Source organism: Stenotrophomonas sp. SKA14, assembly GCF_000158575.1.
Taxonomy (GTDB): domain Bacteria; phylum Pseudomonadota; class Gammaproteobacteria; order Xanthomonadales; family Xanthomonadaceae; genus Stenotrophomonas; species Stenotrophomonas forensis.
Genome location: NZ_DS999412.1, coordinates 3,120,173 through 3,146,729 on the forward strand (window position 1 = coordinate 3,120,173; position 26,557 = coordinate 3,146,729).

A 26,557-nucleotide genomic window follows, 5' to 3' on the forward strand; every position below is an offset into this window, starting at 1 on the left:
CGGCGACGTACTGATCACGCCTTGCTCTGTTCCATCAGGGCCACGAAACGGTCGAACAGCGGGCCGACATCGGTCGGGCCGGGCGACGCTTCCGGGTGACCCTGGAACGAGAACGCCGGCACGTCGGTGCGGGCGATGCCCTGGTTGGTACCGTCGAACAGCGAACGGTGGGTCACGCGCAGGGTCGCCGGCAGGGTCGATTCATCAACCGCGAAGCCGTGGTTCTGCGAGGTGATCATCACCCGGCCGTTGTCCAGGTCCTGCACCGGGTGGTTGGCACCGTGGTGGCCGTGGCCCATCTTCATGGTCTTGGCGCCCGAGGCCAGGCCCAGCAGCTGGTGGCCCAGGCAGATGCCGAAGGTCGGGATCTTCACGTCGATGAAGGTCTTGATCGCTTCGATGGCGTAGTCGCACGGTTCCGGGTCACCCGGGCCATTGGACAGGAAAACGCCGTCCGGCTTCAGCGCCAGCACTTCGGCGGCCGGGGTCTGCGCCGGCACCACGGTCACTTCGCAGCCGCGCTCAGCCAGCATGCGCAGGATGTTGGTCTTCACGCCAAAATCGTAGGCCACGACCTTGAACTTCGCCGGCACGCTGACGAAGGCATTGGCATCCAGGTCCAGCTGGCCCTCGGTCCAGGTGTAGGTCTTCTCGGTAGTGACGACCTTGGCCAGATCCATGCCCTTCAGGCCCGGGAACTTGCGGGCGGCTTCCAGTGCCTTTTCCACGTCGATGTCGCCGGCCATCAGCGCACCGTTCTGCGCGCCCTTCTCGCGCAGGATGCGGGTCAGCTTGCGGGTGTCGATGCCGGCGATGGCGACCACGCCACGCTGGATCAGCCAGTCCTGCAGCGACACCTGGCTGCGCCAGTTGCTGGGGCGGCGCGGCACGTCGCGCACGATCAGGCCGGCCGACCACACCTTGGACGCTTCATTGTCCTGGTCGGTCATGCCGGTGTTGCCGATATGCGGATAGGTCAGCGTGACCATCTGCCGGGCGTAGGACGGGTCGGTCAACACTTCCTGGTAACCGGTCATGGCGGTGTTGAACACCACTTCACCGACGGACAGGCCGGGCGCGCCTACGGATTCGCCCTCGAATACGGTGCCGTCTTCGAGGACGAGGATTGCGGCTTGGGTCACGGAAATCTCACTTTGGCTACCGAGGGGGCTGCCGAAGTCACGCCTGCGCTTCACGGAAATCCGGTTGCAAAAAAGCGCGGACGTACGGTCTGGAACCGGTCCGGCTTTCGTGATTCGGCGAGTGCGAATTGTAGCGCTGCCGGGGCGCTCGCGCCAGCGGTTATCGCTGTTCATGAACAGGCGTTTGCGCATTCATTTCAATCCGGCGGCGTATGCGTGGGCCGCCGCCTGGTAGTGCCGGCCGCTGGCCGGCGATCCCAATGGCCTCAGCCACCCGAGGCAGCCGGCCAGCGGCCGGCTCTACCCGCTCTATTGCAGCAGATCGCGTACGCGGTAGCTGCCGGCCGCCCGGCCATGCAGCTGGCGGGCGGCGAACAGCGCGCCGCGGGCAAAAATGTCTCGATTGGTGGCGCGGTGGACCAGCTCGATGCGCTCACCGAGGCCGGTGAACTGCACCAGATGCTCGCCGACGATATCGCCGGCACGCAGGCTGGCGTAGTGCGGCTGCGCCCCACCCCGCTGCGCGGCCGCCCCCAGGGTCAGCGCCGTACCCGACGGCGCGTCCTTCTTCTGGGTGTGATGCGATTCGACGATGTCGCAGTCCCAGCCGGCCACGGCCTGCGCCGCGCGCTCGACCAGCTCGTCCAGCACCGCCACGCCCAGGCTGAAGTTCGAGGCCCAGACCAGCGGGATGGACGCCGCCGCGGCCTCCAGCGCCTGGCGCTGCGCGCTGGAGATGCCGGTGGTGCCCGACACCAGTCCCGCGCCGCGCTCCACACACAACGCCAGCATCGGATCGAAACCCTCCGGCAGGCTGAAGTCGATTGCCACGTCGAACACCGGCGCGCCAGGCAGCTCGCTGGCGGCGAAGAACGGCACGCCGTCGACCACGCGCTGGGCCGGCGCGCGGCCGGTCACCGCCGCCACGATCTGCAGGGTTTCGGGGTGTTCAGCGGCCAGCCGCAGCAGGGCCTGGCCCATGCGCCCGGAGGCGCCGTGAATGAGCAATCGCAGGGGAGTCTGGTTCATGCCCGCAGGCTAGCGGCAGCGCACCCGCTCCGGCAAGCGCCATCGCTGCTACGCTGCATGCCCTTTCACGCAATGGATGGCAGTTCCACCATGCAGATCAGCGAACAACTGGTGCTGGTCACCGGCGCCGGCCGCGGCCTTGGCCAGCACATCGCCCGTGCCTTCGCTGCGCACGGCGCGCGGGTCATCATCAACTACCGCCGCAGCGAAGGCGCTGCACGTGCACTGGCCGCCGAGTTGGGCGGACAGGCCATCGCACTGCCGGCAGACATCACCGACCGCGCCCAGGTCGACGCCATGCTGCAGCAGGCCTTGGCGCACTTCGGCCAGGGCGTCACCACGGTGGTCAACAACGCGCTGGCCGCCTTCTCGTTCAATGGCGATGCCCGCGACAGCGCAGCCGATATCGGCTGGCCCGCGTTCCAGGCGCAGTTCGAGGGCAGCGTGCGTGGCGCGCTCAACACCGTGCAGGCCGCCCTGCCCGGCATGCAGGCGCGCCGTTTCGGCCGCGTCATCAACATCGGTACCAACCTGTTCCAGAACCCGGTCGTGCCCTACCACGACTACACCGCGGCCAAGGCTGCGCTGCTGTCGCTGACCCGCACCCTGGCCGGCGATCTTGGCCCGCACGGGATTACCGTGAACATGCTGTCCGGCGGACTGCTGCGCACCACCGATGCCAGCGCCGCCACGCCCGAGGCGGTGTTCGACTACATCGCCGCCAACACCCCGCTGCGCAGCGTCACCACCCCGGCCGAGTTCGCCGATGCAGCACTGTTCTTCGCCAGCCCCTGGTCGCGCGCGGTGACCGGCCAGAACCTGGTGGTCGATGGCGGGCTGGTGCGGGACTGAGCCGATGCGCATCTCCGAGGTCAGCCGCCTGACCGGCGCCAGCGCCAAGGCCATCCGCCTGTACGAAGCCCGCGGCCTGCTGCCGCCGGTGGCGCGCGTGAACCGCTACCGCTACCGGCGCGATTCGGTGTGGTGGGACCGGCTGCTGGCCGGCCGCAGCGCGCGGGTGATCACAACGCTGGATACGCCACCCTGGTACTACCGCTAGGTCTACCGCGACCCCGGCATCGTGCAGATCCGCGCGACCATCCTGGAATTCTGCGGCATCCGCCCGGTACGGGTCAGCCGGCTCGGCGCGGTACGCAGCAGCACGCCGGCGCAACGCAGCACGTGGCTGGCGCTGGCAGCGGAGCTGGGTTCCCGCGCCAGGTAGATGCAGGCCATGGGCAAGGCGTGCGAACCGAGGTTCGCACCCACCTGGGGCGCTCGTTGCGCGTGTCGCGTTTGCCAATTGACCCTCGCGCACGGCGCGACAAGGCTGTGGGCCCTTCCTCCAGCCCAGGCGGGCCCCATGAAATCCGCGACAGTCTTCAGCAGATGTGCAAGGAAGACAGGCTTTGCCGGGACCACCACCACCCGCTACCGGATGCTGGAGGGCGCCCTGCTTGTCGTGAACCACCAACGCGCCAGCGAACACCGGGGCTTCTACGTGAATGCCGGGCTCTACTTTCCAGAGCTGCTTGAGTATCCGCTTGCGCCTTCCGACCTGGAAACTGCGTTCAGGTACCGCTCCAGCATTCCCACGCCGCATGTCGACTGGCGGATCGAAGAGACGCCCGGCCTGCGCCGGGCCTTCATCCAGCAGGATCTGGATGATCTGCTGGAGGCCGGCAACCGTGATGCGCTGAAAGGCCTGCTGCTCGGCGCCCTTGCCGATGTGGCGGGCTTTGCGGAAGCCCATGGAAACCGCGAGTCAGTGCGTCGATTGAATCGGGACGGAAACTTCCGCGCGCTCATCCGCAGGGAGGTCTGAACCCGGGAGGCGTGCGAACCAAGGTTCGCACCCACCGGGTGAAGTTCGCACCCACCGGGCGAAGTTCACACCCACCGGGCGGCCGCCGTCGAGCAAGCCCGACGCTACTTCTTGGTTGGCCCGCAGCTGTCGCAACCGCCACACGCGCCACCGCCGCCCGTCGCCGGCGGCGCGATCTTCCGCCCCAGCCCCTGCAGCCAGGCGGCGCGGCCCGGCTTCAGCAGGGCCAGCGCCAATGCGCCGCGCACCCTGCGCACGGTGCCCGGGAACTGCTTCTTCAACACCACCCAGGCGCTGACCAGCACGGCCACCGCGATGATCAGGTATTGCAGCAGCAATCCGCTGTCCATCAGCCGCCTCCCAGCGCCCGGGTCACCTGGTAGGTGATCAGCGCCGCCACGTAGGCCGCGGCGAACAGGTAGAACGCCGAAAAGGCCATCGTCTTCCACGAATTGGTCTCGCGCTTGATGGTGGCCAGCGTCGAGATGCACATCGGGGCGTAGATGTACCAGACCAGCAGCGACAATGCAGTGGCCAGCGACCAGCCGTCGCTGATCAGCGGGGTCAGCGCCTGGCTGGCGGCATCGTCATCGGCCGCCGACAGCGCGTACACGGTGGCCAGCGAGGACACGGCCACTTCGCGCGCGGCCAGGCCCGGAATCAGCGCGATGCAGATCTGCCAGTTGAAGCCCAGCGGCGCGAAGAACACCGCCATCGCATGGCCGATCTGGCCGGCGTAGCTGTAGTCGATGGCCGGCATCGTGGCGCCCACCGGCGCCGCCGGGAACGACAGCAGCACCCACAGCAGGATGGTCAGCGCCAGAATGATGCCGCCGACGCGCTTGAGGAAGATCATGCCGCGCTCGTACAGGCCCACCGCCAGGTCGCGCACATGCGGCAGGCGGTACGACGGCAGCTCCAGCATCAGCGGATGCTCGCTCTTGTCGCGGCGCCACTTCTTCATGATCCACGACATCGCCAGCGCACTGAGGATGCCGGCCGCATACAGGCCGAACAGCACCAGGCCCTGCTGGTTGAACACGCCCCACACGGTCTTCTGCGGGATGAACGCACCAATCAGCAGCGCATACACCGGCAGGCGCGCCGAGCAGGTCATCAGCGGCGCGACCAGGATCGTGGCCAGGCGGTCGCGCGGGTCCTGGATGCTGCGGGTGGACATGATGCCCGGCACCGCGCAGGCGAAGCTGGACAGCAGCGGGATGAACGAGCGTCCGGACAGGCCGGCGGCCGCCATCATGCGGTCGAGCAGGAAGGCCGCACGCGGCAGGTAGCCGGACTCTTCCAGCACCAGGATGAAGAAGAACAGGATCAGGATCTGCGGCAGGAACACCACCACGCCGCCGACGCCGGCGATGATGCCGTCGGTCAGCAGGCTGGCCAGCGGCCCTTCCGGCAACACGCTGCCGACGAACGCGCCGAGCCAGGCGAAACCGGCCTCGATGGCATCCATCAGCGGCGTTGCCCAGGCGTAGACCGCCTGGAAAATCAGGAACATCACCACCGCCAGGCTGACCAGGCCGAACACCGGGTGCAAGAGCCAGCGGTCCAGCGCGTCATCGATCTTGGCGGTACGTGCCGGCATGCGCACGGCCACCGACAGGATCTGGCGCACCTTGGCGTGATAGTCGATGCCGCCTTCCGGGCCCGGTACAGGCGCATCCAGGTGCGGCACCATCGCATCGAGGCGCTCGACCAGCGCCTTGGCGCCCTGCTTGCGTACTGCCACGGTTTCCACCACCGGCACGCCCAGCTCGCGCTCCAGCGCGGCCACGTCCACCTGGATGCCGCGGCGCTGGGCCGCGTCGACCATGTTCAGCGCCACCACCATCGGCTTGCCCAGCTCGCGCAGTTCCAGCGCGAAGCGCAGGTGCAGGCGCAGGTTGGTGGCATCGATCACGCACAGCAGCACGTCCGGCGCGGCCTCGCCTGGGTAGAAGCCACGGCACAGGTCACGGGTGATCGCCTCGTCCAGGCTGGCCGGCTGCAGGCTGTAGGCACCCGGCAGGTCGAGCACCGCGAATTCACGACCGGACGGCGCGCGCAGGCGGCCTTCCTTGCGCTCGACGGTGACGCCGGTGTAGTTGGCGACCTTCTGCCGGCTGCCGGTCAGCTGGTTGAACAGGGCGGTCTTGCCACTGTTCGGGTTACCGACCAGCGCAACGCGCAGGGGGGCGGTGGAGGCAGTAGCGGTCATGCACGTCGTTCCTGGCTGGCGGCGTCAACCACGACGCGCTTGGCTTCACTGATCCGCAGCGCGAACCGGGTGAACCCGACCTGCACCAGCAGCGGCTCCCCGCCTACCGGGCCCTTGGCCACCAGGCGCACTTCCTCGCCCTTGACGAAGCCCAGTTCGCGCAGGCGGCGGGCGATCGCATCGTTGGCATGCAGGTCCTGCACGGACCCGACCACGGCCGAGGTATGCAGCGGCAGTTCGGACAGCGTCATCTAGCGTAATCTCTGCTGGATGTAAATGGTTCTCGATTCTAACATTCCCGCGTCGCGTCATGGCCCATGACCAATGGCCCGCTATGATCCATACAGGTATGGAGTGACCCTGGAATCCCATGAACGATGCTTTGCAGATCGAGCGCCGTGGCGCCGTCCTCACTCTCTGGCTGAACCGGCCGGAGCTGCACAACGCCTTTGACGCCAGCCTGATCGCCCGGCTGACCGCCGCGCTGGAAGCCGCCGGCCGCGATGATGCGGTCCGCGCGGTGGTGGTGGCCGGCCACGGTGCCTCCTTCTCGGCCGGCGCCGACATGCAGTGGATGCGTGGCATGGCCGCTGCCAGCGAGGCCGACAACCGCGAGGATTCGCTGGCGCTGGCGCGACTGATGCGCACCCTGGACGAGCTGCCCAAGCCAACCCTGGCCCGGGTCCACGGCGCCGCCTTCGGTGGCGGCGTCGGCCTGGTCGCCTGCTGCGACATCGCCATCGCCAGCAGCTCGGCCCGCTTCGGCCTGACCGAAAGCCGCCTCGGCCTGCTGCCGGCGGTGATCTCGCCCTACGTGATCGAGGCCATCGGCCCGCGCCAGGCCCGGCGCTGGTTCGCCACCGGCGAGCACTTCGACGCCGATACCGCACTGCGTATCGGCCTGGTGCACCAGCTGGTCGAGCCCGAGCGCCTGGACGAGGCACTGGAACGCCAGCTGGCCCTGCTCGACAAGGCCGGCCCGATCGCCTCGTCCACCGCCAAGCAGCTGGTCCGGCAGGTCCGCGACAGCCATGACCGCGACGCGCTGGATCGGGATAATGCCGCGCTGATCGCGCGCCTGCGGGTCTCCGCCGAGGGCCAGGAAGGCCTGGGCGCGTTCCTCGACAAGCGCGCCCCCCACTGGGTCACGGAAGCCTGAACATGCTCGATCATCTTGGTTTGACCAGCGCCGACCTGGCGCGCAGCAAGGCCTTTTTCCTGCACGCGCTGGCGCCGCTGCAGATCGGCGTGGTGATGGAAGTGACCGCCGAACAGAGCGGCGCCCACGACCACATCGGTTTCGGTAGCGACGGCAAGCCGTTCTTCTGGCTCGGCAATGGTGGCACCGCCAGCCACGGCGTCCACGTGGCCTTTGCCTGCGCCAGCCGCGCGCAGGTGGACGCCTTCCATGCCGCCGCCCTCGCCGCCGGCGGCCGCGACAATGGCGCCCCCGGCCTGCGCCCGTGGTACCACCCGGATTACTACGGCGCCTTCGTGCTCGACCCGGACGGCAACAACATCGAAGCGGTCTGCCACCGCCCCGGCTCCGAGGTAGAGGCATGAGCGACTACGTCCGCATCGTCGAAGTCGGCCCGCGTGACGGCCTGCAGAACGAAAAGCAGTCGGTGTCCACCGCCGACAAGATCGAACTGATCAACCGCCTGTCGGCCACCGGCCTGCGCAGCATCGAGGCGACCAGCTTCGTCAGCCCGAAGTGGATCCCGCAGCTGGCCGATGCCGCCGAGGTCTATGCCGGCATCCAGCGCAGGCCCGGCATCCATTACCCGGTGCTGGTGCCGAACGAACAGGGTTACGACCGTGCCCGCGCGGTCGGCGTGGAGGAAGTGGCGGTGTTCACCGCCGCCTCCGAAGCGTTCAACCGCACCAACACCAATGCCGGCATCGACGAGTCGCTGGCCCGTTTCGAGCCGATCCTGCGCCGTGCCGCCGCCGATGGCGTGCGTGTGCGCGGCTATGTGTCCACCGTGCTCGGCTGCCCCTACCAGGGCGAAGTACCGCTGGCCGACGTGGTGCGCGTGGCCCGTGCCCTGCACCAGATGGGCTGCTACGAAATCTCGCTGGGCGATACCATCGGCGTCGGCACCCCGCGCAAGGCTCGTGCCATGCTGCAGGCGGTCGCCGCCGAGATTCCGATGGCGGCTCTGGCCGTGCACTTCCACGACACCTATGGCCAGGCCATCGCCAACATCGCCACCTGCCTGGAAGAAGGCGTGCGCGTGGTCGACAGCGCCGTGTCCGGCGCCGGTGGCTGCCCGTATGCCAAAGGCGCCAGCGGCAACGTCGCCAGCGAGGATGTGGTCTACCTGCTGCAGGGCCTGGGCCTGGACAGCGGCGTGGACCTGCCGGCACTGGCCGAGACCGGCCGCTGGCTGGCCGGCCTGCTCGGCCGCGCCACCGCCAGCCGCACCGGACAGGCCCTCGCCGCCGCCGGCTGACCGCCGCACTGCGCCGCCACGCACAGGCAGCGCAGTGCACAACAGCGACGGTCGTGGCTTCCGTTAGAATCGGCGGTTCTCGAACCTGCAGGACCGTTCAATGCAGCTGTCTTCCGTACGTGCCGTGATCACTGGCGGCGTCTCCGGCCTCGGCCTGGCCGTGGCCCAGCACCTCGTCGCCCAGGGCGGCAAGGTGGCCCTGTTCGACCTCAACGACGACAAGGGCGCAACCGCCGTTGCCGAACTGGGGGCCGACAAGGCCCGCTATTTCAACGTCAACGTCAGCGATGAGGCGGCCGTCTCGACAGCCATCGACCAGGCCCACGATTTCCTCGGTGGCCTGAACGTGGCGATGAACTGCGCCGGCATCCTTGGCGCCGGTCGCGTGCTGGGCAAAGAGGGCCCGATGCCGCTGGCCGGCTTCCAGGGCACGGTGATGGTCAACCTGGTCGGCAGCTTCAACGTGGCCAAGGCCGCGGCCAACCGCATGCAGCACAACGAGGCCGGCACCGACGGCGAGCGCGGCGTGATCATCAACACCGCCAGCATCGCCGCCTATGAAGGCCAGATCGGCCAGGCCGCGTATGCCGCCAGCAAGGGCGGCGTTGTCTCAATGACGCTGCCGATGGCGCGCGAACTGTCGCGCTTCGGCATCCGCGTCAACACGATTGCGCCGGGCGTGTTCTGGACGCCGATGGTCGACGGCATGCCCGAAGCCGTGCAGCAGTCGCTGGCCGCCTCGATCCCGTTCCCGTCGCGCTTGGGCAAGCCGGAAGACTTCGCCAGCCTGGTCGGCTTCATCCTCGGCAACACCTATCTCAATGGCGAGACCATCCGCCTGGACGGCGCTACCCGCCTCGCTCCGAAGTGATTCCCCCGGGCGCCGGGACGGCGCCCTCCCCCAACGACCTAGATCACCATGAAAGCCAACGACATCAAGAAGGGCAACGTCGTCGAGTACAACAACGGCGTGTACCAGATCCGCGACATCGAGCGCAGCTCGCCGCAGGGTCGCGGCGGCAACGTCCGCTTCCGCTTCATCATGTACAGCGTGCCGGGCGGCAACAAGCTCGACGCCAGCTTCGATGCCGACGACAACCTGGTCGAGGTCGAACTGCTGCGCCGCCAGTCCACCTATTCGTACAAGGACGGCGACGCCTTCGTGTTCCTCGATGACGAGGACTACACCCCGTACACGCTGGACGCGGACGTGATCGGCGACGACGCCGGCTACATCACCGACGGCCTGACTGGAATCTACGTGCAGGTCATTGACGAGCAGCCGGTGGCGATCCAGCTGCCGGCCTCGGTGGTGCTGGAAGTGATCGAGACCCCGCCGGAGCTGAAGGGCGGCACCGCCACCAAGCGCCCGAAGCCGGCCAAGCTCAACACCGGCATCGAGATCATGGTGCCGGAGTACATCGTCAACGGCGAACGGGTGCTGGTGAATACCGCCACCGGTGAATTCGCCGGCCGCGCCGACTAAGCGCGTGGTGCTGCCTGCGGCGCATGCCGCCGCAGGCAGCATCTTCCGTGCAGCCGGGCACCGTCCCGGCTGCACGGATCACTTACGGCTGCTGGGCACCGAAATTACCGCAACCGTGGTACTGGCGCGTGCCAATGGTCAGATTCACCTTGGCGTCGAATGATTCGCCACTCATGTCGTCCTGGCAGGTGGTGCGCTGGAAGCTGAGCTTGACGTCGGTGCCATCGGACGCCTTTCCGCTCCAGCCGTCAGCACCTTCGGTGGGCTTGGCCACGTCGAAGCGTCGCTCACCGTAATCCACTTCCACCTGCAGGCCGGGCCTGTCGCCATCCACGACGGCCAGCCAGCCCGGTTCGTTGCCGGTGGCACGGAACGCCGCGTTGCCGGCGCTGCCATCGCCCTCGGTGGCTTCCACCGCGTGGCATTCGCGGTCCGGCTCGCCCTTCAGGCTCAACAGCCCGTCATCGCTGCCCTTGGTCCAGAAGCTGTTGCCCTGGCCATCACCATACTTCGCGCCCGACGCCGCGCGCTCGGAGGTCATCGCAAAGGTGCGATCGCCGATCACCACCGTGGCCGCATCCTCGCCATTGAAGGTCGCGCGCACGTTCAGATCGCCGCATTGGTACAAGGTCTCGCTGCCGGCGCCAGTGCTGGCCGCCGGTTCGGGCGCGGCCGGCGGCGCGGCATCATTGCCGCCCGCGGCGGGCGGCTGTGCCGGCTGGCACGCGGCCAGCACCAACGCCAGGGAGGCTGCCAACAGACTGGGAACTACACGCATGGCTCGACTCCTTGTCGACACTACTGAGAGGTTCGACCCTATCACCTGGCAGTGAGCGGGGCCTGAAAGCGGCCTGACCACGCTCACGCGGCCAGCACCGCCATCGACAGCAGCTGGGCACCGCTGTCGCCGGAACTGCAGGTCCACACCCGCAGCAGGCGCAGTTTCAGTTCGCGCTCGCGGCCCTTCCGGCACACCGCCAGGCGCACGTCACTGGACAACAGCGCCAGCCGCCCGCACAGCAGCGTCTCCACCGTGTCCACCTGCAGGCTGCGCACCTGCAGATGGCCTGCGAGCCACTCGCCCAGCCAGGGCAGGTCGAGCATGCGCCCGCCCTGGCCATCCATCATGAACAGCGCTGGCGATACCAGCGTGCCAAGCGCATCGTGGTCGCCGGCCAGCAGCGCCTGGCACAGACGCTGCTCCAGTGCGATCAACTGCAGTTCATGCAGGTCTTCAACGATGTTCCGTTCCATCCACGGATCCTTCCGGCATCGGCCGGCGCCTGCGCAGGCGTTGCGCGATCCATTGCCGCGCGCCCTGCACCACTACATAGAAGACCGGCACGAAGAACACCGCCAGCACGGTCGCGCTGACCATGCCGCCGAACACGCCGGTTCCGATCGCCTGCTGGGTTTCCTTCGACGCCCCCTGCGCCAGCATCAGCGGCACCACGCCCAGCGCGAACGCCAGCGAGGTCATGACGATGGGCCGCAGGCGCAGCCGCGCCGCCTCCAGCGCCGCTTCGGCCAGGCCGCGCCCCTGCTGCTGCAGTTGCCGCGCGAACTCGACGATGAGGATCGCGTTCTTCGCCGACAGCCCGATCACCGTGATCATGCCCACCTTGAAGAACACATCATTGGGCATGCCGCGCAACAACACCGCCGCGACCGCACCGAGCAGGCCCAGCGGCACCACCAGCATCACCGCCAGTGGAATCGACCAGCTCTCGTACAGCGCCGCCAGGACCAGGAACACCACCAGCATCGACAACAGCAGCAGCCACGGCGCCTGTGCCCCCGATTCGCGCTCCTGCAGCGATTGGCTGGTCCACTGCAGGGCGAAGCCGGAGGGCAGCTGCCTGGCCAACCGCTCCATCTCCGCCATGGCCTGGCCGGTCGACACGGCCGATGCCGGTGCGCCGGACAGATTCAGCGCCGGGAAACCGAGATAGCGCTGCAGCTGCAGCGGCGCTTCGGTCCAGTGTGGCGTGACCAGTTCGGACAGCGCCACCATGCCGCCTTCGCTGTTGCGCACGTACAGCTTCAGCACGTCCTCCAGCTCCATCCGGTGCGGCGCGTCGGCCTGCAGGATCACCTGCTGCAACCGGCCCTTGTTGGGGAAGTCGTTGACGTACTGCGAGCCCATCGCCGCCGACAGCGTGCTGCTGATGTGCTCGAAGCCCACGCCCATCGCCTCGGCCTTGGCGCGGTCGATGTCCAGCCGCACGCTGGTGCCGGCCGGCAGGCCATCGGCATGCACCTCCGACAGCAGCGGACTGGCCTCGGCCAGTTTCAGCAGCTGCTGCAGGGCCGCACGCAACTCGGCCTGGCTCTGCCCGGTCCGCGCCTGCAGGGCGAGCGAGAAGCCGGACGAACGCCCAAGGCTGTCGATTGCCGGTGGCATCACGCTCATCACCTCGCCCTCGGCGACGGCCGCCATCGCCTTCTGCGCCGCCTCCACCTCACCGGCTGCGGTGGCACCGGCGCGCTCGCCCCAGTCCTTCAGCATGGTGTAGGTCAGCGCCGCGCTCGGGCCCGAACCGGAAAAGCTGTAGCCGAGGATCGACTGGTTGGAACCGATGCCCGGGCGCGACGCCACGTGCCGTTCGTAGGCTTCCACCACCGCCAGCGTGCGCTCGGCCGTGGCTTCGGCGGGCAGCTGGATCGAGGTCATGAAATAGCCCTGGTCCTCTTCCGGCAGGAACGCGCCGGGCAGCCAGTGCAGCCCCAGCAGCAACGCGGCCACCAGCGCGGCGAACACGCCCATCACCCGCCCGCTCCGCTGCAGCACCGAGGCCACGCCTCGCTGGTAACGCCCGGTCATCCTCTCGAAGCCACGATTGAAGGCGCCGAACAGCCCGCCACGACCGTGATGACCATGGCTGTTCGGGCGCAACAAGGTCGCGCACAGCGCCGGGGTCAGGCTCAGCGCCAGCAGCGCCGAGAACAGGATCGACACCGCCATCGCCACGGTGAACTGGCGGTAGATCGCGCCCACCGAGCCGCTGGCCAACGCCATCGGAATGAACACCGCGATCAGTACCAGGGTGATGCCGATCACCGCGCCGGTCAGCTCGCGCATCGCCTTGATGGTGGCCTCGCGCGGCGGCAGGCCTTCCTCGGCCATGATCCGTTCCACGCCCTCGACCACCACGATCGCATCGTCGACGATGATGCCGATCGCCAGCACCATGCCGAACATGGTCAGCACGTTGATCGAGAAGCCCAGCGCCAGCATCACCGCGAAGGTGCCCAGCAGCGCGATCGGGGCGACCAGCGCTGGAATCAGCGTATAGCGCCAGTTCTGCAGGAACAGGTACATCACCGCGAACACCAGCAGCATCGCTTCCAACAGCGTCTGCACCACCTTCTGGATCGAGATCTTGACGAACGGCGCGGTGTCGAACGGAATGCTCGACTCCACGCCACGCGGCAGCAGCGGTGCCAGCTCGGCCATGCGCTCGCGCACTGCCGCGGCGGTTCGCACGGCGTTCGCGCCCGGGCGCAGCTGCACGCCGGCCGCCGTCGCTGGGTGGCCGTCTTCCCGCGTGCCCCAGGCGTAACTCTGCGCGCCCAGCTCCACACGGGCGACATCACCCAGCACGACCCGCGAACCGTCGGCGCCGGCGCGCAGCACGATGGCGGCGAACTGTTCCGGCGTGGACAACTGGCCATCGGCGCTCAGCGGCACGGTGATGCGCTGGCCCGCCACGCCCGGCGAATCGCCGATGCGGCCCGGCGAGATCTCCAGGTTCTGCTGCTCGATGGCGGTCGCCACATCGCTCATGGTCAGGCCGTAGCCGGTCAACCGGGTCGGATCCAGCCACACCCGCATCGCCTGCTCGGCACCGAACAGCTGCACGCGGCCGACGCCATCAATGCGGCGCAGCTCTTCGATGATGTTGCGTGCCATGAAGTCACCCAGCGCCGCCTCGCTGACGCTGGCATCCGGCGAGCGCAGGCCGACCAGCATCAGGAAGCCGGAATCGGCAGCTTCCACGAACAGGCCGTTCTGGCGCACGCTGCGCGGCAGGCGGGGTTCAATCGCCTTGATCCGGTTCTGCACGTCCACCTGCGCCAGCTCCGGGTTGGTCCCCGGCTTGAAGGTTGCAGTGATGGAAGCCTCGCCGGAGGTGTCCACCGACGATTCGAAATACAGCAGGTGCTTGACGCTGGACAGCTCGCGCTCGATCAGGCCGACCACCGCATCATTCAGCGTCTGCGGGCTGGCCCCCGGGTAGCTGGCATAGATGCTGACGCTGGGTGGCGCGACGGCCGGATAGCGCTCCACGGCCAGGCGCGGAATCGCCAGTACGCCCGCCAGGATGATGAAGATCGCCAGCACCCAGGCGAACACCGGGCGATCAATGAAGAAACGTGCCATGTTGGATTTCCCTGGAGAGACTGGCCCGGGAAAGGCTCAGCCCTTGCTGCCGGCCTGCATCGCACCGGCGCTGGCGACCGGCCGCTGCCAGTCGCGCGCATCGACCACCACGCCTTCCTGCAGGCGCTCCTGGCCCTCGACCACCACCCGCTCGCCTGCCTTCAGCCCATGCCGGACCAGCCACTGGCGATCAACGCTGCCGTCAACCTCCAGCGTGCGGATCACCGCTTTGCCATCGCCCGCGATCACCCAGGCATAGGCCTGGCCATCCGCGCTGCGCAGCACCGCCTGCTGCGGCACGGTCAGCGCACTGGCCGGGGCGCCGCGCGGCACCCTGGCACGCACGTACATGCCCGGCAGCAGCTGGCGCTGCGGATTGTCGACCAGGATCCGCAGGATCACGTCACCGGTGCGCGCATCGACGTTGATGCCGGAGAACAGCAGCTGGCCACGTTCAGACAGCGGCTTGCCGGCAGCGCCGATGATCGTCACCGGCAGTTCGCCACCGCCGGCGGCGCTGCGCTGCAGCGACTCCAGCTGCGCGGCAGGCTGGCGCACGTCGACGTAGACCTGGTCGATCTGCTGCACCACCGCCATCGGCTCGGCATCGGCAACACCGACCAGCGCCCCTTCGGTCACCAACGCCTGGTCGATACGGCCGGCAATCGGTGCGCTGACCGTCGCATAGCGCAGGTCGAGCTGGCGACGGGACAGGATCGCGCGCGCTTCATTCACTGCCGCGCGTGCCTGTTCGTACTCGGCGCTGGCATCATCGCGATGCTGCTGGCTGACCGCCTGCGCGGCGGCCAGGGCATGCAGTCGCTGCGACTGCACGCGGCTGCGGCCCAACGCCGCTTCACTGCGCTGCAGCGCAGCCAGCGCTGAGTCGACGTCGGCACGGAAAGCGGCCGGATCGATCTGGAACAGGGGCTGGCCGGCGTTCACTTCGGCGCCCTGCTCGAACAGGCGGCGCTGCACGATGCCACCCACCTGCGCGCGGATCTGCGCGGTGCGCACGGCGGCCACGCGGCCGGGCAGTTCATCGTCACGCTGCACCACCTGCGGGCCGACGGTGACCACGCTGACACGCGGTGCGGCTTCGGGCGGGGCTTCGGGGGAGGAGCAGGCCGTCATGGCCAGAGCGAAGGCCGCGATCAACGCGGCCGGAGTCCTGAAGGTTCTCATTGCTGTGCACAATGCCGCGCGGGCGGCTGAAAGGTTCTGAAGAGCGCAGTGTGCGTGGCGATGATGGGGTTTCGATGGAGGAACTGTGGAGATACGATGGAGGCAAGCACCTTAAGGCCCCGCCCCTGCATGCATGCCTCCCCTGCCCTCGCCGCCCTCGTCCTGATCGTCGAGGATGAGGCCGAGATCGCCGATATTCTCACCGCCTATCTGGAACGCGAAGGACTGCGCACCCTGCGTGCCGCCGATGGCCACGGCGCGCTCGACCTGCACCGCAGCGCCCGCCCCGACCTGGTCCTGCTGGACGTGCAGCTGCCGCGCCTGGATGGATGGAGCGTGCTGACCCAGCTGCGCCAACGCGGCGATACGCCGGTGATCATGCTGACCGCGCTGGACCAGGACCTGGACAAGCTGACCGCACTGCGCATGGGCGCCGACGACTACGTGGTCAAGCCGTTCAATCCGGCCGAGGTGGCCGCGCGCGTGCGCGCCGTGCTGCGGCGTACACTGCGCGCCTCGCGCGTGGATGCACCCAGCGCGCTGCGCGTGGGCCCGCTGCTGATCGACTCGGCAACGCATGCGGTGCACGTGGAGGGCGACGGCTACAGCCACGAAGTGCTGCTTACCCTCACCGAGTTCAAGCTGCTGCACTGCATGGCACTGGCCCCCACGCGCATCTTCAGCCGCAGCGAACTGATGCACGAGTGCCTGCCGGAGAGCGAGGCGCTGGAGCGCACCGTCGACAGCCATGTCAGCAAGCTGCGACGCAAGCTGGATGAGGTGGGCATGCTCAATGTACCGGCCAGTGTGCGCGGCGTCGGTTACCGGTTGATGGCCGACCGCTGATGCGCCCCCTGCGCCGCTCCGGGCTGAGCCGTCACATCATCGTCTCGATGTCGCTGATGGTGATCGGCGTGATCGTGATGATGATCCTGTCGTCGTGGCTGCTGTACGCGGTGCTGGTCGAGTTCTTCCCGGGCAGTGCCGAGGAGCCGGAGAGCTGGCTGCCGACAGGGCCGGAACTGGCATGGATGGTCGGGGTGATCCTTACCGGATTGGCGCTGGCCATTGCGGCCTCGTTCCGGCTTGCACACCGCATCCTGTCACCGCTGAATTCGCTGGTGGACAGCGTCCGCGCGCTGGCCGGCGGCGATCTCGGTGCACGCGCCAGCGTCGAAGAGAACTCACCCGGCGAAGTGGCCACCCTGGTCGAGGACTTCAATGCGATGGCGCGGCGCCTGCAGCACATGGAGAGCGAGCGTGCCATGTGGCACGCCGCGATCGCCCACGAGCTGCGCACCCCGGTGACGATCCTGCGCGGCCGCCTGCAAGGGCTGGCCGAGGGCGTGTTCCAACCCGACGAATCCCAGTTCCGCAGCCTGCTTGCCCAGGTCGAAGGCCTGTCGCGCCTGATCGAGGATCTGCGCGTGCTGAGCCTGTCCGACAATGCGCGGCTGGACGTGCGCCGAGCGCGTACCGACGTGGTGGCGGAGGTGCATTCGGTGATGACCCTGGTCGACCCGCAGTTCCGCGCTGCCGGCTTCGTGCTGGAACTGGAAACCAGCCGCGAGGAACACACCGCGCACTGCGATCCGACCCGGCTTCGCCAGGCGCTGCTGGCACTGCTGGAGAACGCGCGTCGCTACGCCAGCCCGGGCAAGGTGCGGATTGCGGTGCATGACACGCCAGCGCATGTGCAGGTGGCCATCGAAGACGAGGGCCCGGGCATCGACCCGGAGCTCCACACCGACATCTTCACACCGTTCATGCGTGCCGACGGCTCCCGCTCTCGGCAGGGCGGTGGCAGTGGGCTCGGCCTGGCCGTGGTCAAGGCCATCGCCGACGCCCACGGTGGCCGCGTCTACTGCATGCCGGGCAGCGCCGGCGGCAGCCGTTTCGTCATCGAACTGCCGCGCCAGTAGGCGAGCTGGCCGCCTGCGTGCGCAGGTGTGCACCAAGCGCGGCCAGATTGGCATCGATCGCATCCATTTCTTCGCGCTGGTTCACCGGCAACTGCTGGCGCAGCTGCAGGCGCAGCGCCTGCCACGCCGGCACCGCCTGCGCACTGGCAGTGGCCACGGCCTGCATCAGGAGCGCCTGTTCGCCGGCCAACGGCAATCCGTAGCCATCGCCCGGCAGCAACGTACCCGGGCGCAGCCATTGCCCACTCTGCTCCAGCAGCCCGCGCAGGTTGCGGGTCTGGGCGCTGTCCGGTGCACCCAGCAGCTGCCGCTTGAGCACATCGCGCGCGCGCAGTTCGGCACGTCGTTGCGCGGCCTGCTCCAGCAACAGCAGGCCCGCACTCGCCCGCAGGTCACCCTGCAGCAGCCACGGTGCGCGCTGTCGCGCGGGCAGCTTCAACCAGCCGCGCACATCGCGCGCGGGCAACGCCAGCTGGGCAGCGGCCACGCCGAACAACTGCTGATAGTGGTCACGCGCCGAGGCGAAGTAATAGCCCTGCGCCTGTGCTGATTCGCGATCGGCCAGCACCTGCTCATCCAGCACCTGCAACCGCGCCAGCCGGCGCTTCAGCCCGCGCGGGCTCAGCTGCGCCAGGCCGGCGCTCCCAAGCCGCGGCACGCCGGCCTGCAGCAGCTTCGCGGTTTCCACCGCGCAGTTGTTGCTGACGAAGTAATAGCGCCCGTCATAGCTCCAGTGCACCTGCGCGGTGCGCTCGAGCAGGCTGGCGATCTCGTCGCGATCCAGCTGCAATGGCAACGACTGCAGCCCGCGAAGTTCGACCTTGGTGTACTCGTCCACCACCTGCTGCAGCGGCAGCACGAACAGCCGCGAGGGATAGCCACCGGTCAGCCCGCGCCAGTTTGAAATCTGCACGTCGCCGACGAAGGCGCGGAACGACAGCACGCGGTGGTACTCCAGGTCCAGGCGACAGTCCGGCCCCGGCGCGCGGCCTGGCCGGCAGATCACCAGCCGCAGCATGCTGTGGCCCCAGCGGCTCATCGGCTGCGCGCTGCCTTCGGCGAACAGGTAATCCACCGCGTAAACCCGTGAGGGATCCAGCTGCAGCAGTGATGCCGCCCCTTCCTCCGGCTCCGCCTGCAGCAACGGGACGCGGCGGTCGCACTGCGGCTGCGGCAGCGACGGCGGCGTGCCGAAGTGCTCCTGGTACCACTGCGCCAGTGCCGGGCGACGGCAGGCAAACTCGGCATCGAGCATGAAATGCTCGGCGTTTACCGCCAGATATTCAGCCGGGTCTTTCAGCTCATAACCGTCCGGGCTGCGATCACGGAAGTCGTTGTGGCCGCGACCGAGATGCCACGGCTTGCGTTGCCACCCGGCGAGATCGCGCCAACGCGCAGTGCGCGACCAATCGGCGCCATTGCGGTCGGCGACATGGGTCAGCTCGTGCACCAACGCGCTGCGTCGAGCCCGCCGCGCACCAGGCACGCTGTCGTCCAGCAGGTCGCGGCGCAGCGTGATGCGGCCGGCGAAGGCACGGCCATGCACCTCGGCGGGCAGGTCAGCGCCCCAGCGCACCTGCACTTGCATCGGCAAGGCACGCAGCAGGCCGTCCGGCAGCAGTGACTGCACATCGGCCAGGGTCTGGCCGGCCAGCTGCTGCTGCGCAGGGCTCAGCCCCGCCGGGTCGAGCTGCAGGCGGTCGGCTGCGTGCGCGACGGGGGCGATCAGCAGTAGCGCCACGCCAAGCGTGGCTGCGTTCCGTGCAGATGTCATGGAGTTGCCGGCCAGCGGCCGGCACTACCCGAAGGCCGGATCAGCGTGCCAGCAGCGCGCGGGCCAGCTGCAGGTCGCTCTGCTGCTGGGCAGCGGCATCCTGCTCGCGCAGTTGGACCAGCGCGGCCTGCAGGCGTGCGCCGCGGATCTGGCCGTCGCTGGCGACGAACGCAGCGGCATCATCGCGTGCGGCCTGTACCACCTTGTCGTCGCCCGAGCTGCTGGCCGAGGAACCGGAGGAAGCACCGGTGGCCGAGCCGGCCGAGGTACCCGCGAAGCTGGAAGCGAAGCCGGCCAGCGGCAGGGACAGCAGGGCGAGCAGAACAAGCGGACGGGTCATCTGATTCGAAGCCGGTTGTGAGAATGCGTGGAGCGTAACGGGTACGTGAAGGATTTGCCCGGCTCAGACGTCGAACAGCTTGCCGGGATTCAGCCGCGCTTGGGGATCGAACGCGCGTTTGACTGCCTTCATCAGCGCGATCTCGGCCGGGCCGCGGGTGCTGTCCAGGTAGCCTTTCTTGACCAGGCCGATGCCGTGCTCGGCGGAAATGCTGCCATCGAAACGGGCCAGCACCTGGGCCAGCAGCTTGGTCACGTGCTCGCACTGCGACACGAATTCGGCGTCGGGGGTGTCGTCCGGCTTGAGCACGTTGATATGCAGGTTGCCGTCACCGATGTGGCCGAACCAGACCACGTCGAAATGCGGATAGGCCTGCCCGATCAGCGCCTGGGTCTCGGCCAGGAACGCCGGCATCGACGAGATCCGCACCGAAACATCGTTCTTGTACGGCTTGTAGCGTGCAAGCGACTCGGTGATGCCTTCGCGCAGGCGCCACAGCTGGGCGGCCTGGGCGTCACTGGCACTGATCACGCCATCGCTGACCCAGCCGTTGCCCATGCAGTCCTCGAACGCCGCCATCGCCGCCGCTTCCTGCGCCTCGTCGTTGGCCGCGAACTCGGTGACCACGTAGTAAGGGTGCACCTCGTCGAACGGCGCCTGCGCACCATGCGCCAGCACGTGCTCCAGCGCCCGCTCGGTGAAGAACTCGAAGGCCTGCAGCTGCAGGCGCGCGCGGAACGCGGCGAACACCTGCATCAGCACCTCGAAGCTGGGGACGGCCAGCAGCATCACATTGCTGGCCGGCGGCGGGTCGGTCAGCTTCACTGTCGCCTCGACGATCACCCCCAGCGTACCTTCCGAGCCGATCAGCAGGTGGCGGAAGTCATAGCCGCTGGAGTTCTTGATCAGGCCCTTGTTGAGTTCGAGCAGCTCGCCGCTGGCGGTGACCACTTTCAGCCCGGCGATCCATTCGCGGGTATTGCCGTAACGGATCACGCGGATGCCGCCGGCGTTGGTGGCGATGTTGCCGCCGATCGTGCAGGAACCGCGCGCCGCGAAATCAACCGGGTAGATCAGGCCGTGGTCGAGCGCGGCGTTGTGCACCGCCTCCAGCGGCATGCCGGCCTGCACCACCAGGGTGCGATCAACCGCGTCATAGGCCAGCGCCTTGTTCATCCGCTCCAGGCTGAGCACCAGCTCGCCGTTGGCCGCGACCGCGCCACCGGACAGGCCGGTGCGGCCACCCGACGGCACCACCGCCACGCCCTCGGCCGCGCTCCAGCGCATCACCGCCTGCACTTCCTCAACCGTGGCCGGCAATGCAATCGCCAGCGGCGCCGGCGTCCAGCGCCGGGTCCAGTCGCGCCCGTAATGCTCCAGGTCGGCCGGATCAGTCTTCAGTTTCAGGCCGGGACAGGCCTGCTGCAGCGAGGCAATGCGGGAATCGGTCATGACGGTCCAGCGCGGTGCGTGAAGAACGGGCAAGCGTGCCAGTGGCACGCGCCAGCGTCCAGCCCTGCAGGCGCGCAGATAGCTACGGATGCAACCAATTGCGCACTGCACCATGGGCTGCGCGATCTGGCATAGTGATTGGCCCCTGTCCCACTGGCCGTGTTGCCCCATGTCGCCGAAGAAGACCTCGTTCCCGAAGCAGGATATCCGCGTGCTGTTGCTGGAGGGGGTCAGCCAGACCGCCGTGGAGGTGTTCAGCGCCGCCGGCTACAGCCAGATCGAAGCGCACACCAAGGCGCTGCCCGAGGACGAACTGAAAGCGCGCATTGCCGAGGCGCACATCGTCGGCATCCGTTCGCGCAGCCAGCTCAGCGCCGAGGTGCTGGCCGAGGCCAAGCGCCTGATCGCGGTGGGCTGCTTCTGCATCGGCACCAACCAGGTCGACCTCGACGCGGCCGAGCTGGCCGGCATCCCGGTATTCAATGCCCCCTATTCCAATACCCGCAGCGTGGCCGAGCTGGTGATCGCCGAGGCGATCATGCTGACCCGTGGCATCCCGCAGAAGAACGCCGAATGCCATCGCGGCGGCTGGTCGAAGTCGGCCAGCGGCAGCCATGAGGTGCGTGGCAAGACGCTGGGCATCATCGGCTACGGCCACATCGGCACCCAGGTCGGCGTGCTCGCTGAATCGCTGGGCATGCAGGTGATCTTCCACGACGTGGAAACCAAGCTGGCGCTGGGCAATGCGCGTGCCGCGGCCAGCCTGGACGATCTGCTTGCCCGCGCCGACATCGTCACCCTGCACGTACCGGAAACCCCGTCCACGCAGTGGATGATCGGCAGCACCGAGTTGGCGAAGATGCGCAAGGGCGCGCACCTGATCAACGCCGCGCGCGGCACCGTGGTCGACATCGATGCGCTGGACGCGGCGCTGGCCAGCGGCCACGTCGGTGGCGCCGCGCTGGACGTGTTCCCGGTCGAACCAAAGGGCAACGGCGATATCTTCGAATCGCCGCTGACCCGCCACGACAACGTGATCCTGACCCCGCACGTGGGCGGCAGCACGCTGGAGGCGCAGGACAACATCGGCGTGGAAGTGGCCGCCAAGCTGGTGCGCTACAGCGACAACGGCAGCACGCTGTCGGCGGTCAACTTCCCGGAAGTGACCCTGCCCGAGCATGCCGACAGCCTGCGCCTGCTGCACATCCACCAGAACGTGCCGGGCGTGCTGTCCAAGGTCAACGAGATCTTCTCGCGCCACAACGTCAACATCGACGGCCAGTTCCTGCGCACCGACCCGAAGGTGGGTTACGTGGTGATCGACATCACCGCCAGCGAGGAACAGGCCGCCGCGGTGCGCGACGAGCTGGCCGCGATTCCCGGCACCCTGCGCACGCGCATCCTGTACTGATCACGTCTCGCCGGGCCATGCCCGGCGGAATCCATCCGACATCTCACCCTCCACGCATGGCGTGCATCTACTGGATCGCAGTAGAGCCACGCCATGCGTGGATGCGTTCTTCAACGCGCCAGCCACCTCTGTGCCATGCGCTGCATCGATTCATCCGATTCCGGATCGGCGGCAACCTCGGCCACCGGCCGCCAGGCCAGGTCCAGCGATTCCTCGCTGAGTACGAAGGCTTCGCCACCCAGCGCACGGATCACGAAACGCACGTCGTAGTGCCAATGCCCCGGTACGTCCTTGCGCTCTGGAATCCAGTGCTTGTCCAGATCGAAGATGGCCGGGTCTTCCAGTACCAAGCCGGTCAGACCAGATTCTTCCTCGGCTTCCTTCAGCGCCACCCGGGCCAGGTCACGGTCGCCGTCGGCGTGGCCGCCCAGCTGCAGCCAGCGCTGCAGCTTGCGGTGGTGGGTCAGCAGCAGGCGCTGCCCGTCGGCGCTGACCAGCCAGCAGCTGGCGGTGAAGTGGCCGGCCAGCCGTTCGCGCCGGAACGGATCTTCCGGATCGTCCAACAATGTGCCGAATTCGGCAGCCAGTGCGTCGTGGGCCGGCTCACGGCGGGCATAGTCCCGCAGCAGGCCACGCAGGCGATCGTCAAGCACGGCAAGGGTTTCGGCGGTCTGGCTCATGAATGGGCGGCGTCTGGAAAAATACTGCTCATTATCGCCGTTCATTGTTGCGATTGCGCTTGTGCGTTGGCTTCAGCTTTGGCTAAGGTACAGCGGGCCGTTCGCACGGCCTTCACCATTCAAGGTTGCCGGCAACGTATCGGCGGCCCACCCAATCCGATCACTAGGAAGTACTGCATGCTGAAAGCTCTGTTGAGGGTCAAGCCGGTCCAGCCGGCCGGGCACGTCGATGCCGGCGAACCCATCGAAGGCAGCCTGGACGGCGAAGCCACGTTGAAACGGACCCTCACGGCTAAACACCTCATCCTGCTTGGCGTGGGTGCGGTGATCGGCGCAGGTATCTTCGTGCTGACCGGCCAGGCCGCAGCCAACCACGCTGGCCCGGCAGTGATGCTGTCGTTCGTGATCGCCGGATTCGCCTGCGCCCTGGCGGGCCTGTGCTACGCCGAGTTCGCGGCGATGATGCCGGTCTCCGGCAGCGCCTATTCCTATTCCTACGCCACCCTCGGCGAAGGCATGGCCTGGTTCATCGGCTGGTGCCTGGTGCTGGAGTACCTGTTCGCCTCGGCTTCGGTCGCGGTGGGCTGGTCGGCGTACCTGATCAGCTTCATCACCACCACGCTGCACATGCCGTTCCCGGACCTGCTCAGCGCCGCGCCCATCGCCTGGACCGGCAGCGAGTTCGTCTCCTCCGGCAAGCTGTTCAACCTGCCGGCGGTACTGATCGTGGCGGCGGTGTCCGGCCTGCTGTACGTGGGCGTGACCCAGTCGGCCTTCGTCAACGCGATCATCGTGGCGATCAAGGTCACCGTCATCTGCCTGTTCATCGGCATTGGCGCGGCCCATATCGATCCTGCCAACTGGCAGCCGTTCATCCCGGAAAACACCGGCGTGCCGGGTGAGTTCGGCTGGAGCGGCGTGTTCCGCGCGGCCACCATCGTGTTCTTCGCCTACATCGGCTTCGATGCGGTCTCCACCGCCGCCGGCGAGACCAAGGACCCGCAGCGCAACATGCCGATCGGCCTGCTCGGCTCGCTGGCGGTGTGCACCATCGTCTACATCATCGTCTGCGCGGTGCTGACCGGCATGATGCCGTACCACCTGCTGGGTACCGACAAGCCGGTGGCCACCGCGCTGGAGCCCTACCCGACCCTGTCGTGGCTGAAGACCATGGTCGAGATCGGCGCCATCGCCGGCCTGTCCTCGGTGGTGCTGGTGATGATGATGGGCCAGACCCGCATCGCCTACACCATCTCCCGCGACGGCCTGCTGCCGAAGTTCTTCGGCAAGGTCCACGCCCGCTTCCGCACCCCGTACGTCGCCACCATCGTGGTCGGCGTGATCGCCGCGGCACTGGCAGGCCTGGTGCCGCTGAACGTGCTGGGCGAACTGGTCTCGATGGGCACCCTGCTGGCCTTTGCTACGGTCTGCATCGGCGTGCTGGTGCTGCGCTATACCAAGCCGGACATCCATCGCCCGTTCCGCGTGCCGATGGTGTGGATCATCTGCCCGCTGGGCGCGGCCACCTGCCTGTTCCTGTTCTGGCAGGCGTTCGTGGTGCACTGGCACCTGTTCGTTGGCTGGACGCTGCTCGGCCTGCTGATCTACCTGGGCTACGGCATCCGCAACAGCAAGCTGGCCAAGTCGCCCTGATCCGCCTACGGGCCGGCCTCGCGCCGGCCCGTCCGTTTTCCCCGCGCGCCCCTGGCGGCGCGCTTCGACAAGACCACCACACATGTTCAAGCAACTGTGGGCCACCAAGCACCCGCATGCCGCCCATGAAGACGCCAACGGCCTCAGCCTGCGCCGCCACCTCGGCCCCTGGGGGCTGACCGCCCTCGGCATCGGCGCGGTGATCGGCGGCGGCATCTTCGTCATCACCGGCCAGGCCGCCGCCAACCATGCCGGCCCGGCGATCATGCTGTCGTTCGTGCTGGCCGCCATCTGCTGCGCCTTCTGCGCACTGGCCTACGCCGAGTTCGCCTCGATGGTGCCGGTGTCCGGCAGCGCCTACACCTATACCTACGCCACCTTCGGCGAGCTCTCGGCGTGGTTCATCGGCTGGATGCTGGTGCTGGAATACGGCGTCTCCGCATCAGCCGTGGCAGTCAGCTGGACCGGCTATTTCCTCAGCCTGCTCAGCCAGTTCGACATCCATCTTCCGGCGGCGTTGGTCAGCGCGCCACTCGACGCGCAGCTGCGCCCGACCGGCGCGATCGCCAACCTGCCAGCCGCCGCACTGGTGCTGCTGCTGACCTGGCTGTGCTACGTCGGCATCAGCAAGTCCTCGGCGATGAACATGGCGATGGTCGTGCTCAAGACCGGCCTGATCGTGCTGGTCATCGTGGTCGGCTGGAAGTACGTCGACACCAGCAACTGGACCCCGTTCATCCCCGCCAACGAAGGCCCCGGCAAGTACGGCATGGAAGGCGTGCTGCGTGGCGCGGCGATGGTGTTCTTCGCCTACATCGGCTTCGAGGCGGTGTCGGTGGCCGCGCAGGAATCGAAGAACCCGCAGCGCGACATGCCGATCGGCATGATGCTCTCGTTGGTGATCTGCACCGTGTTGTACATCGCGATGGCGGCGGTGATGACCGGCCTGGTGCCGTACCAGTTGCTGGGTACCGACGAGCCGGTGGTCACTGCGGTCGCCGCGCATCCGCAGCTGGGCTGGCTGCGCTGGGTGGTCGAGGTCGGCGCGCTGGTCGGCCTGTCGTCGGTGGTGCTGGTGATGATCATCGGCCAGCCGCGCATCTTCATGATCATGGGGCGCGACGGCCTGCTGCCGCCGGTGTTCACCAAGATCCATCCGAAGTACCGCACCCCGCACATCAACACGGTGATCACCGGCATCGGCATCGCACTGCTGGCGGCGCTGTTCCCGCTGGACATCCTCGGCGAGCTGACTTCGATGGGCACGCTGATCGCGTTCGCCGCCGTCTGTGCCGGCGTACTGATCCTGCGCCGCACCCAGCCGGACCTGCCGCGCCCGTTCCGCATGCCGATGGCGTGGCTGATCTGCAGCCTGGGCGTGCTGAGCTGCCTGGCGCTGCTGTCGGCGATGACGATGCACAACTGGATGCTGATGGGCGTGTGGACGTTCGTCGGCTTCGTGATCTACTTCTGCTACGGCTTCAAGCACAGCCGCCTGCGGGGGAAGTGAGGGGGTTTTGCATTGCAGGGCCTGCGGCCCTGCACCCGCCTTTGAAGCCGGAGCAACGGCAACCGCTGGGCTGAGGCTTTGGCGGGGCGGGTT

At 67.9% G+C, this 26,557-nt stretch carries 25 protein-coding genes and 1 pseudogene; 13 read left to right on the forward strand and 13 right to left on the reverse strand.

The features are described from left to right. Positions 1–14: 14 nt before the first annotated feature. Complete coding sequence (carA, locus tag SSKA14_RS14040; RefSeq protein ID WP_008265442.1) at positions 15–1,142, reverse strand: glutamine-hydrolyzing carbamoyl-phosphate synthase small subunit; 1,128 nt, start codon at positions 1,140–1,142, stop codon at positions 15–17. Positions 1,143–1,451: 309 nt separating this feature from the next. Continuing rightward, complete coding sequence (gene dapB, locus SSKA14_RS14045; RefSeq protein WP_083797371.1) at positions 1,452–2,171, reverse strand: 4-hydroxy-tetrahydrodipicolinate reductase; 720 nt, start codon at positions 2,169–2,171, stop codon at positions 1,452–1,454. Positions 2,172–2,243: 72 nt separating this feature from the next. On the opposite strand from dapB, the gene SSKA14_RS14050 reads away from it, so the two are divergent. The 3 genes and pseudogenes from SSKA14_RS14050 (at position 2,244) to SSKA14_RS14060 (ending at position 3,996) form a co-directional block, all read left to right on the forward strand. Next, positions 2,244–3,023 carry a 3-oxoacyl-ACP reductase gene (locus SSKA14_RS14050; protein ID WP_008268551.1) on the forward strand — a complete coding sequence of 260 codons (780 nt, stop codon included), beginning with the start codon at positions 2,244–2,246 and terminating at the stop codon, positions 3,021–3,023. Positions 3,024–3,027: 4 nt separating this feature from the next. Further along, positions 3,028–3,396 (forward strand): annotated as a pseudogene (locus SSKA14_RS14055) (MerR family DNA-binding transcriptional regulator). 138 nt (positions 3,397–3,534) lie between these two features. Then, on the forward strand, positions 3,535–3,996 hold the full coding sequence (locus SSKA14_RS14060; RefSeq protein ID WP_040007833.1) for a DUF4304 domain-containing protein: 462 nt from the start codon (positions 3,535–3,537) through the stop codon (positions 3,994–3,996). A 104-nt stretch (positions 3,997–4,100) separates the two neighbouring features. On the opposite strand, the gene SSKA14_RS14065 is transcribed toward SSKA14_RS14060, so the two are convergent. Genes SSKA14_RS14065 through SSKA14_RS14075 form a run of 3 tightly spaced genes read right to left on the reverse strand, consistent with a single transcriptional unit; the run spans position 4,101 to position 6,462 of the window. Then, entirely contained in the window at positions 4,101–4,346 is a 246-nt protein-coding gene (locus tag SSKA14_RS14065; protein WP_008266517.1) for a DUF6587 family protein, read from the reverse strand. After that, positions 4,346–6,211, reverse strand: coding sequence for a ferrous iron transporter B (locus SSKA14_RS14070; protein WP_008265453.1), 1,866 nt, complete (start codon positions 6,209–6,211; stop codon positions 4,346–4,348). The genes SSKA14_RS14065 and SSKA14_RS14070 overlap by 1 nt, the downstream gene beginning before the upstream one ends. Further along, positions 6,208–6,462 carry a FeoA family protein gene (locus SSKA14_RS14075; RefSeq protein WP_008265355.1) on the reverse strand — a complete coding sequence of 85 codons (255 nt, stop codon included), beginning with the start codon at positions 6,460–6,462 and terminating at the stop codon, positions 6,208–6,210. Before SSKA14_RS14075 ends, SSKA14_RS14070 begins: the two co-directional genes overlap by 4 nt. Before the next feature lie 119 nt (positions 6,463–6,581). On the opposite strand from SSKA14_RS14075, the gene SSKA14_RS14080 reads away from it, so the two are divergent. From SSKA14_RS14080 to yeiP, 5 genes are all read left to right on the forward strand, one after another. Then, positions 6,582–7,370 carry an enoyl-CoA hydratase/isomerase family protein gene (locus tag SSKA14_RS14080; protein ID WP_008266848.1) on the forward strand — a complete coding sequence of 263 codons (789 nt, stop codon included), beginning with the start codon at positions 6,582–6,584 and terminating at the stop codon, positions 7,368–7,370. Between the two features lie 2 nt (positions 7,371–7,372). Then, positions 7,373–7,774, forward strand: a complete 402-nt coding sequence (locus SSKA14_RS14085) for a VOC family protein (RefSeq protein ID WP_008265306.1) — start codon at positions 7,373–7,375, stop codon at positions 7,772–7,774. Next, positions 7,771–8,667, forward strand: a complete 897-nt coding sequence (locus SSKA14_RS14090) for a hydroxymethylglutaryl-CoA lyase (RefSeq protein ID WP_008268685.1) — start codon at positions 7,771–7,773, stop codon at positions 8,665–8,667. The genes SSKA14_RS14085 and SSKA14_RS14090 overlap by 4 nt, the downstream gene beginning before the upstream one ends. A 100-nt stretch (positions 8,668–8,767) precedes the next feature. After that, a complete protein-coding gene (locus SSKA14_RS14095; protein WP_008267050.1) occupies positions 8,768–9,538 on the forward strand; it encodes an SDR family NAD(P)-dependent oxidoreductase in 771 nt (256 codons plus the stop codon). A 48-nt stretch (positions 9,539–9,586) separates the two neighbouring features. Continuing rightward, positions 9,587–10,153 carry an elongation factor P-like protein YeiP gene (gene yeiP, locus SSKA14_RS14100; protein WP_005409468.1) on the forward strand — a complete coding sequence of 189 codons (567 nt, stop codon included), beginning with the start codon at positions 9,587–9,589 and terminating at the stop codon, positions 10,151–10,153. A gap of 82 nt (positions 10,154–10,235) precedes the next feature. Here yeiP and SSKA14_RS14105 read toward each other — a convergent pair whose 3' ends face one another. From SSKA14_RS14105 to SSKA14_RS14120, 4 genes are all read right to left on the reverse strand, one after another. After that, positions 10,236–10,931: an MliC family protein gene (locus SSKA14_RS14105; protein ID WP_040007839.1), complete on the reverse strand. Its 696-nt coding sequence runs from the start codon at positions 10,929–10,931 to the stop codon at positions 10,236–10,238. 83 nt (positions 10,932–11,014) lie between these two features. Then, positions 11,015–11,407 (reverse strand): nuclear transport factor 2 family protein, encoded by a 393-nt coding sequence (locus SSKA14_RS14110; RefSeq protein WP_008264724.1) that lies wholly within the window; start codon positions 11,405–11,407, stop codon positions 11,015–11,017. After that, positions 11,388–14,537 carry a multidrug efflux RND transporter permease subunit gene (locus SSKA14_RS14115; protein WP_040007842.1) on the reverse strand — a complete coding sequence of 1,050 codons (3,150 nt, stop codon included), beginning with the start codon at positions 14,535–14,537 and terminating at the stop codon, positions 11,388–11,390. Before SSKA14_RS14115 ends, SSKA14_RS14110 begins: the two co-directional genes overlap by 20 nt. A 36-nt stretch (positions 14,538–14,573) precedes the next feature. After that, positions 14,574–15,722: an efflux RND transporter periplasmic adaptor subunit gene (locus SSKA14_RS14120; protein ID WP_008266967.1), complete on the reverse strand. Its 1,149-nt coding sequence runs from the start codon at positions 15,720–15,722 to the stop codon at positions 14,574–14,576. A gap of 129 nt (positions 15,723–15,851) precedes the next feature. On the opposite strand from SSKA14_RS14120, the gene SSKA14_RS14125 reads away from it, so the two are divergent. Both SSKA14_RS14125 and SSKA14_RS14130 read left to right on the forward strand, forming a co-directional pair. Further along, on the forward strand, positions 15,852–16,568 hold the full coding sequence (locus SSKA14_RS14125) for a response regulator (RefSeq protein ID WP_008267289.1): 717 nt from the start codon (positions 15,852–15,854) through the stop codon (positions 16,566–16,568). Further along, on the forward strand, positions 16,568–17,644 hold the full coding sequence (locus tag SSKA14_RS14130) for an ATP-binding protein (RefSeq protein ID WP_008266649.1): 1,077 nt from the start codon (positions 16,568–16,570) through the stop codon (positions 17,642–17,644). The genes SSKA14_RS14125 and SSKA14_RS14130 overlap by 1 nt, the downstream gene beginning before the upstream one ends. Here the strand turns inward: SSKA14_RS14130 and SSKA14_RS14135 are convergent. The 3 genes from SSKA14_RS14135 to SSKA14_RS14145 all read right to left on the reverse strand — a co-directional run bounded on the left by SSKA14_RS14135 (position 17,622) and on the right by SSKA14_RS14145 (position 21,210). Then, positions 17,622–19,418, reverse strand: coding sequence for a DUF4105 domain-containing protein (locus SSKA14_RS14135; RefSeq protein WP_040007845.1), 1,797 nt, complete (start codon positions 19,416–19,418; stop codon positions 17,622–17,624). The genes SSKA14_RS14130 and SSKA14_RS14135 overlap by 23 nt on opposite strands. 40 nt (positions 19,419–19,458) lie before the next feature. Then, entirely contained in the window at positions 19,459–19,758 is a 300-nt protein-coding gene (locus SSKA14_RS14140; RefSeq protein WP_008267725.1) for a DUF2388 domain-containing protein, read from the reverse strand. A gap of 63 nt (positions 19,759–19,821) precedes the next feature. Then, entirely contained in the window at positions 19,822–21,210 is a 1,389-nt protein-coding gene (locus SSKA14_RS14145; protein ID WP_008265837.1) for an FAD-binding oxidoreductase, read from the reverse strand. A 169-nt stretch (positions 21,211–21,379) separates the two neighbouring features. On the opposite strand from SSKA14_RS14145, the gene serA reads away from it, so the two are divergent. Further along, complete coding sequence (gene serA / locus SSKA14_RS14150; protein WP_008266804.1) at positions 21,380–22,621, forward strand: phosphoglycerate dehydrogenase; 1,242 nt, start codon at positions 21,380–21,382, stop codon at positions 22,619–22,621. Between the two features lie 110 nt (positions 22,622–22,731). Here serA and SSKA14_RS14155 read toward each other — a convergent pair whose 3' ends face one another. Further along, the gene (locus tag SSKA14_RS14155) at positions 22,732–23,346 is read right to left on the reverse strand and encodes an NUDIX hydrolase (protein ID WP_083797373.1); all 615 of its coding nucleotides are present in this window, start codon (positions 23,344–23,346) and stop codon (positions 22,732–22,734) included. A 132-nt stretch (positions 23,347–23,478) separates the two neighbouring features. On the opposite strand from SSKA14_RS14155, the gene SSKA14_RS14160 reads away from it, so the two are divergent. After that, positions 23,479–24,954: an amino acid permease gene (locus SSKA14_RS14160; protein WP_040007848.1), complete on the forward strand. Its 1,476-nt coding sequence runs from the start codon at positions 23,479–23,481 to the stop codon at positions 24,952–24,954. Between the two features lie 82 nt (positions 24,955–25,036). Further along, the gene (locus SSKA14_RS14165) at positions 25,037–26,464 is read left to right on the forward strand and encodes an amino acid permease (RefSeq protein WP_008268127.1); all 1,428 of its coding nucleotides are present in this window, start codon (positions 25,037–25,039) and stop codon (positions 26,462–26,464) included. Positions 26,465–26,557: the final 93 nt, after the last annotated feature.